The 6,228-nt window shown below is 68.4% G+C and carries 3 protein-coding genes; all 3 read right to left on the reverse strand.

Annotated features, from left to right (window positions below; genetic code table 11):
• Nucleotides 1-4: 4 nt before the first annotated feature.
• Nucleotides 5-1,231: an FAD-dependent oxidoreductase gene (locus ACWEFV_RS17090; protein WP_450071019.1), complete on the reverse strand. Its 1,227-nt coding sequence runs from the start codon at nucleotides 1,229-1,231 to the stop codon at nucleotides 5-7.
• The gene (helR, locus tag ACWEFV_RS17095; protein WP_450071020.1) at nucleotides 1,224-3,389 is read right to left on the reverse strand and encodes an RNA polymerase recycling motor ATPase HelR; all 2,166 of its coding nucleotides are present in this window, start codon (nucleotides 3,387-3,389) and stop codon (nucleotides 1,224-1,226) included. The genes ACWEFV_RS17090 and helR overlap by 8 nt, the downstream gene beginning before the upstream one ends.
• 119 nt (nucleotides 3,390-3,508) lie before the next feature.
• The gene (locus ACWEFV_RS17100; protein ID WP_450071021.1) at nucleotides 3,509-6,049 is read right to left on the reverse strand and encodes a DEAD/DEAH box helicase; all 2,541 of its coding nucleotides are present in this window, start codon (nucleotides 6,047-6,049) and stop codon (nucleotides 3,509-3,511) included.
• Nucleotides 6,050-6,228 lie beyond the last annotated feature (179 nt).

A 6,228-nucleotide genomic window follows, 5' to 3' on the forward strand; every position in this document is an offset into this window, starting at 1 on the left:
GAACCTAGCGGCGGGCCGGCTCAGGCACGTGTTCGGGACGCACCCCGGTGCCCACCAGGTACGCGGGGATCGCGGTGAGCTGGGGGAACCGGCGCATGATGCTCACGAGTGCCCCGGGCGGGGTGACCTCGGCGCCTGCCATGACCGGTGCCAGCACCTGACGATGCAGGATCCGTTGGAAGCCTTGGGTAATGGTGGTCGCCACGGTGCGCGTGCGCTGCACGGCGGCCAGGTCGGACTCGGTGACCCGGTGCTCGCGCAGCGGTTGGTACAGCACGCGTGCGGCCGCGGCGGCGTCCTGGATCGCGACGTTGATGCCCACCCCGCCGACCGGCGACATGGCATGTGCGGCATCGCCGATGCACAGCAGACCGTCGCGATGCCACCGCGGCAGGCGGTTGAGCTGAACATCGAGTTTCTTGACGTCGTCCCAGGAGGTGAGTGTGTCCACGTCGGCCTCCGGGATCAACTGGGCCAGCTCGGTGCGGAACGCGTCCAGCCCACGGGCGCGCAGTCCGGCGTCGCTGCCCTTCGGGATCAGGTAGGCGACCTGGAAGTAGCCGGTGCGGGGAATCATGATCAGTGCACGTCCGGGCGCGGTGCGCGGGATCAGCGAGTACTGGCCGTCCTCGGTGCGCGGCAGGCGGAACCACCACACGTCGAAGGGCACCGGATAGTCCCGCGTGGCCAGCCCGGCCTCCCGCCTCACCACCGACGTGCGCCCGTCGCAGGCCACGGTGAGCTCGGCGCGCAGCTCGCCGTCGCCGTCGGGGCTGGTGTAGCGGACTCCGGTGATACGGTCGCCGTCGCTGCGCAGGCCGGTCACTTCGGTCCGCATGAGCAGGGTGAAGTTGGGTTCACTGCGGCCCGCGTCGGCCAGCAGGTCGAGGAAGTCCCACTGCGGCACCATCGCCACGTACGGATGGGACTGGCGCAGCCGCCGGAAATCGACGAACGTCACCGGGGGCCCGCCGTCGACCGGGAATTCGGCCTTCTCGACCTTGCTGTAGCCGATTTTGTCGAACTCGCCGAACAGCCCCAGCTCATCGAGCATGCGCATGGTGCTCGGATGCACTGTGTCACCGCGGAAATCACGCAGGAAGTCGGCGTGCTTCTCCATGACGGTGACCGCCACCCCGCACCGGGCCAGGATCAGCCCGAGCATCATCCCGGCGGGCCCACCACCCACGATCGCGCAGGTGGTGGCTGCCGGCCATGATGCGTCAGACATGGGCGAGTCCGTTCAGCGCGTCGGGAAGGGGTTCGGTGTGCAGAACCCCGAGGCGTTGCGTCGCGCGGGTGAGCGCGACGTACAACTCGGCGGCACCGCGGTCACCATCGGCCAGGATGTGTGCGGGCTCTACGACGAGCACCGCATCGAACTCCAGGCCCTTGGTGTCCGACGGGGCCACCGCGCCGGGCACCTCGGGCGGGCCGATCACCACACACGTGCCCTCGCGGGTGGCTTCATCGCGCACGAATTCCTCGACAGCAGCGGGGATTTCGGCGGCGGTCAGGTGTTTCGCCCATGGCTGCACACCGCATGCCCGCACCGACTCCGGCGGCTGGACCCCGGGTGCGAACTCAGCGAGCAGTGCACCGGCCACCGCCATGATCTCGGCCGGGGTGCGGTAGTTCACCGACAGCGTCCGGTAGATCCACCGGCCGGGCACATACGGCTCGAGCATGGTGTCCCAGGATCGGGCCCCGGCGGCCGAGCGGCGCTGGGCCAGATCGCCGACCACCGTGAAGGACCGGCGTGGGCAACGACGCATCAGCACCCGCCAGTCCATCTCGGACAGTTCCTGGGCTTCGTCGACCACAACATGACCGTAGGTCCAATCCCGGTCGGCCGCAGCACGTTCAGCGAGTCCGCGGGTGTCACGTTCGATGAACCGGTCGGCCAGGTCCTCGGCGTCGATGAGGTCGCTGGCCAGCAGGTGGTCCTCGTCGTCCATCAGATCCTCGCGGGCGACCATCAGGTCGAGCACCCCGGCGGCGTAGGCGGCTTCCTCGCGCCGTTCGCGTTCCGCGGCTTCGTCGGCCGCCTTGTCCCGGCCCAGCAGATCGACCAGTTCGTCGAGCAACGGCACGTCCGAAACGGTCCAGGCGCTGGGGTCGGCTCGGAAGAACCGAGCGTCGGCGCCAGCCGCCTGCAGCCGATCGGGCGACGAATACAGCGTGGCCAACAGGGTTTCCGGGGTCAGGATCGGCCACAGCGCATCGAGTGCCCCGGCGAACGCGGCGTTGTCGTCGAGTTCGCTGACCACGCTGGCCCGCAGTTCCTCCCAGGCCGCCTTGTCCTGGCGGCTCAGCCACCCCTTGCCGATGCGCGCCACGGCGCGTTCGGTGAGGACGTAGGTGACGATGTCGCGGAACGTCGCCCGGGCCTCGTTGTGCGGTAGCCCGGTCTCCCGGGCCTCCTCGATGGCCCACTGCGCGGTTTCGGCGTCGATGCGCACGGTGACATCGGGCAGTTCGATGAAGATCGGCTCGGCCGGGACCTCCTGGCGGTCGGCCACCGCGGCGGCCAACACGTCGAGGATCTTCAGCGAACCCTTGATCGCGGCCACCTCCGGCGCGTCCTCGGCGGTGACGTGCAGGCCGGGAACCAGGTCGCCGGGTGTCATGAACACCGCATCGGACTCGCCCAGCGAGGGCAGCACCCGGCCGATGTGGTGCAGGAACGCCTCGTTGGGCCCGACGACCAGAACGCCGTGACGTTCGATGCGCTCGCGGTGGGTGTAGAGCAGATAGGCCACGCGATGCAGCGCCACCACGGTCTTGCCGGTGCCCGGGCCGCCCTCGACCACGAGCACCCCGGTGTGCTCGTTGCGGATGACCTCGTCCTGTTCGGCCTGGATCGTCGCGACGATGTCGCGCATGCCCTCATCGCGCGGGGCGTTCACCGCCGCGAGCAGTGCGGCGTCGCCTTCGTCACCCTCGGTGGGCCGGCCCAGCACCTCGTCGGTGAAATCGAGCACGCGGCGCGCCAGCGTGCGGAACTGGCGGCGTCGGCGCATGTTCTCCGGGTTGGCCCCGGTCGCGGTGTAGAACGGCCGGGCCAACGGTGCCCGCCAGTCCAGCAGCAACGGTTCGTAGTCGTCGTCGCGGTCGAAGAGGCCCAGCCGCCCGACGTAGAGACGCTCTCCGTCGACGGTGTCCAGCCGTCCGAAGCACAGGCCGTTGTCCGCTACGTCGAGCCGGTTTCCTTCCTTGGCCAGCGCCAGCACCTCGGCGTCGCGTTCCACCGCGGACCCGCCGTGCTCGCGCAGCGCGGTGCGGTACCGGTCACGCACGAGGTTGCGTTCGGCATCCAAGCGGGAGTAGAGCCCGTCCACATAGGTCTGTTCGGACTGCACTTCGACATCGTGATCGTCTGCTGGCACGTGCTCCTCGTTCATCCGTGGTCAGGTTCGGCCAGCGATTGTGCGCCATCACCGGGGCCTTGCGGCAAGGCCCCGGGGTCGCGATAACCTGGAAGAGGCACGGGGTCAGTCGATTGTGCCTATCCCATCCGGCCCGCATCCACGATACGCAACACCGCGGCACCTTCCTCGTCGCTCGCGGCCAGGTCGACTTCCACGTCGAAGCCCCAATCGTGATCTCCGGCAGGATCTTCGAGGATCTGTCGCACACGCCACACCTGCGGCTGCCGATCGAAGATCAGCAACGCCGGGCCACGTGCGTCGGCTCCGGTACCCACCTCGGCGTGCTCGTCGAAATACGCCTCACCCGCATCGGCCCAGCGCTCGGCCGTCCAGCCGGATGCGGCATCGAGCGCCCCGAGCTCGTCCCAGCGGGACCGGGCGAACAGCTCCACCCGGCGGAACAACGCATTGCGCACCATCGCGGTGAACGCCCGCTCGTTGCCCGTCAGCGGGCGAGGCCGGGCCGGTACCGCCACCGGAACGTCGTGGGGCTGATCCGGGCTGGTCAGTTGCTCCCACTCGTCGAGCAGGCTGGAATCGACCTGGCGCACCAGCTCGCCGAGCCATTCGACGATGTCGGCCAGTTGCTCGGTGCGGGCGGCCGTCGGAACGCCCGAGCGCAGCGCCTTGAACGCGTCGGACAGGTAGCGCAGCACGGCACCTTCGGAGCGGGTCAGCCCGTAGACGCTGATGTACTCGCGGAAGGTCAGGGCCCGTTCCCACATCTCGCGCACCACCGACTTGGGGGACAGGTGTCCGTCGGCCGCCCACGGGTTGGTCTGCCGGTACACCTCGTAGGTGTGTTCCAGCAGTTCTTTCAGCGGCTTGGGATAGGTGACCTCGTCGAGCAGTTCGATGCGTTCGTCGTACTCGATCCCGTCGGCCTTCATCTGCGCCACGGCTTCGCCCCTGGCCTTGTTCAGTTGGGCGGCCAGGATCTGGCGGGGATCTTCCAGCGTGGCCTCGATCACCGAAACGACATCGAGCGCATAGCTTTCGGATTCGGGGTCCAGTACATCGACCGCGGCGAGCGCGAACGTCGACAGCGGTTGGTTGAGCGCGAAGTCGTCCGGTAGGTCGACGGTGAGCCGGTATCGGCGTCCGTCGGCTTCGGGTGTGTCGAGGCGCTCGATGACTCCGGCCTGCAGCAGCGAGCGGGCGATGCCGACGGCCTCCCGGATGTGCTTCAGCTGACGCTTGCGCGGTTCGTGATTGTCGGTGAGGAGCCGTCGCATCGCCGCGAACGGGTCGCCCGGACGGTCGACCACGTCGAGGATCATCGCCGTGGAGACCCGCATGTTGCTGGTCAATGCCTCGGGCGCGGCGTCGATCAACCGGTTCATGGTGGCCTCGCCCCACGGCACCATTCCCTCAGGTGCCTTGCGTCGCACCAGCTTTCGGCGCTTCTTCGGATCGTCGGCCACCTTGGCGAACTGCTTGAGGTTCTCCACCTCGTGGTCGGGCGCCTGCACCACCACGGTGCCCGCGGTGTCGTATCCCGCGCGCCCGGCCCGTCCGGCGATCTGGTGGAACTCGCGGGCGTTGAGCAACCGCATCCGGGTGCCGTCGTACTTGGACAGGGCGGAGAACACGACGGTGCGGATGGGGACGTTGATGCCGACGCCGAGGGTGTCGGTGCCGCAGATCACCTTGAGCAGTCCGGCCTGGGCCAACTGTTCCACCAGCCGCCGGTATTTGGGCAGCATGCCGGCGTGGTGGACGCCGATGCCGTGCCGCACCAGCCGAGACAGTGTGGTCCCGAACGTCGTAGTGAACCGGAAGCCGCCGATCATGTCGGCGATCGCGGCCTTCTCCTCCTTGGTGGAGACGTTGACGCTCATCAGCGCCTGCGCGCGTTCCAGCGCCGAGGCCTGGGTGAAGTGCACGACGTAGATCGGCGCCTGTTTGGTGTCGAGCAGATCAGCGATGGTCTCGTGCATCGGCGTGGTGGCGTACGAGAAGAACAGCGGCACAGGTCTTTCCGCGCCTGCGACCAACGCGGTCGGACGCCCGGTGCGGCGTGTGAGGTCCTCCCGCAGGAACGTGACGTCGCCCAGCGTCGCCGACATCAGCAGGAACTGGGCCTTGGGGAGTTCGAGCAGCGGGACCTGCCAGGCCCAGCCGCGGTCCGGGTCGCCGTAGAAGTGGAACTCGTCCATCACCACCAGGCCGATGTCGGCATCGGCGCCTTCGCGCAACGCGAGATTGGCCAGGATCTCGGCGGTACACGCGATGATCGGCGCGTCGGCGTTGACCGACGCGTCCCCGGTGAGCATGCCGACGTTGTCGGCCCCGAACACGTCGCACAGCGCGAAGAACTTCTCACTGACCAACGCCTTGATCGGGGCGGTGTAGAAACTGACGCGGTCCGCGGCGAGCGCCGCATAGATCGCCCCGGTGGCGACCAGGGATTTACCGGAACCGGTCGGCGTCGCGAGGATCACGTTCGCTCCGCTGACCAGTTCGATCAGCGCCTCCTCCTGCGCGGGGTAGAGCGTGGTGCCGTTGGCCTCGGCCCAGCCGGCGAAGTCGGTGAACAGGGTGTCGGCGTCGTTGGCCTTGGCGCGCAGCGCGGACAGGTCGCTCGGGTCATCGAGGAGGGGCTGGGTGGCGGTCATGTTGATGACCAGCGTGCCAGCTCGCCCGCATCCCCGATCGCCCAGGCACGGTCCACGTTCGTAACGCAGTGGCGAAAAACCGGCCCTCAAAGTCAAGTGGCTAGTGCAACGTGGCTACGCAGCTTGATTGAGGAGGGTGGCGAGGCGTTGGGCTGGGGTGTCGAGGTCCAGGGTGGGTC

Source organism: Mycobacterium sp. NPDC004974 (assembly GCF_053600815.1).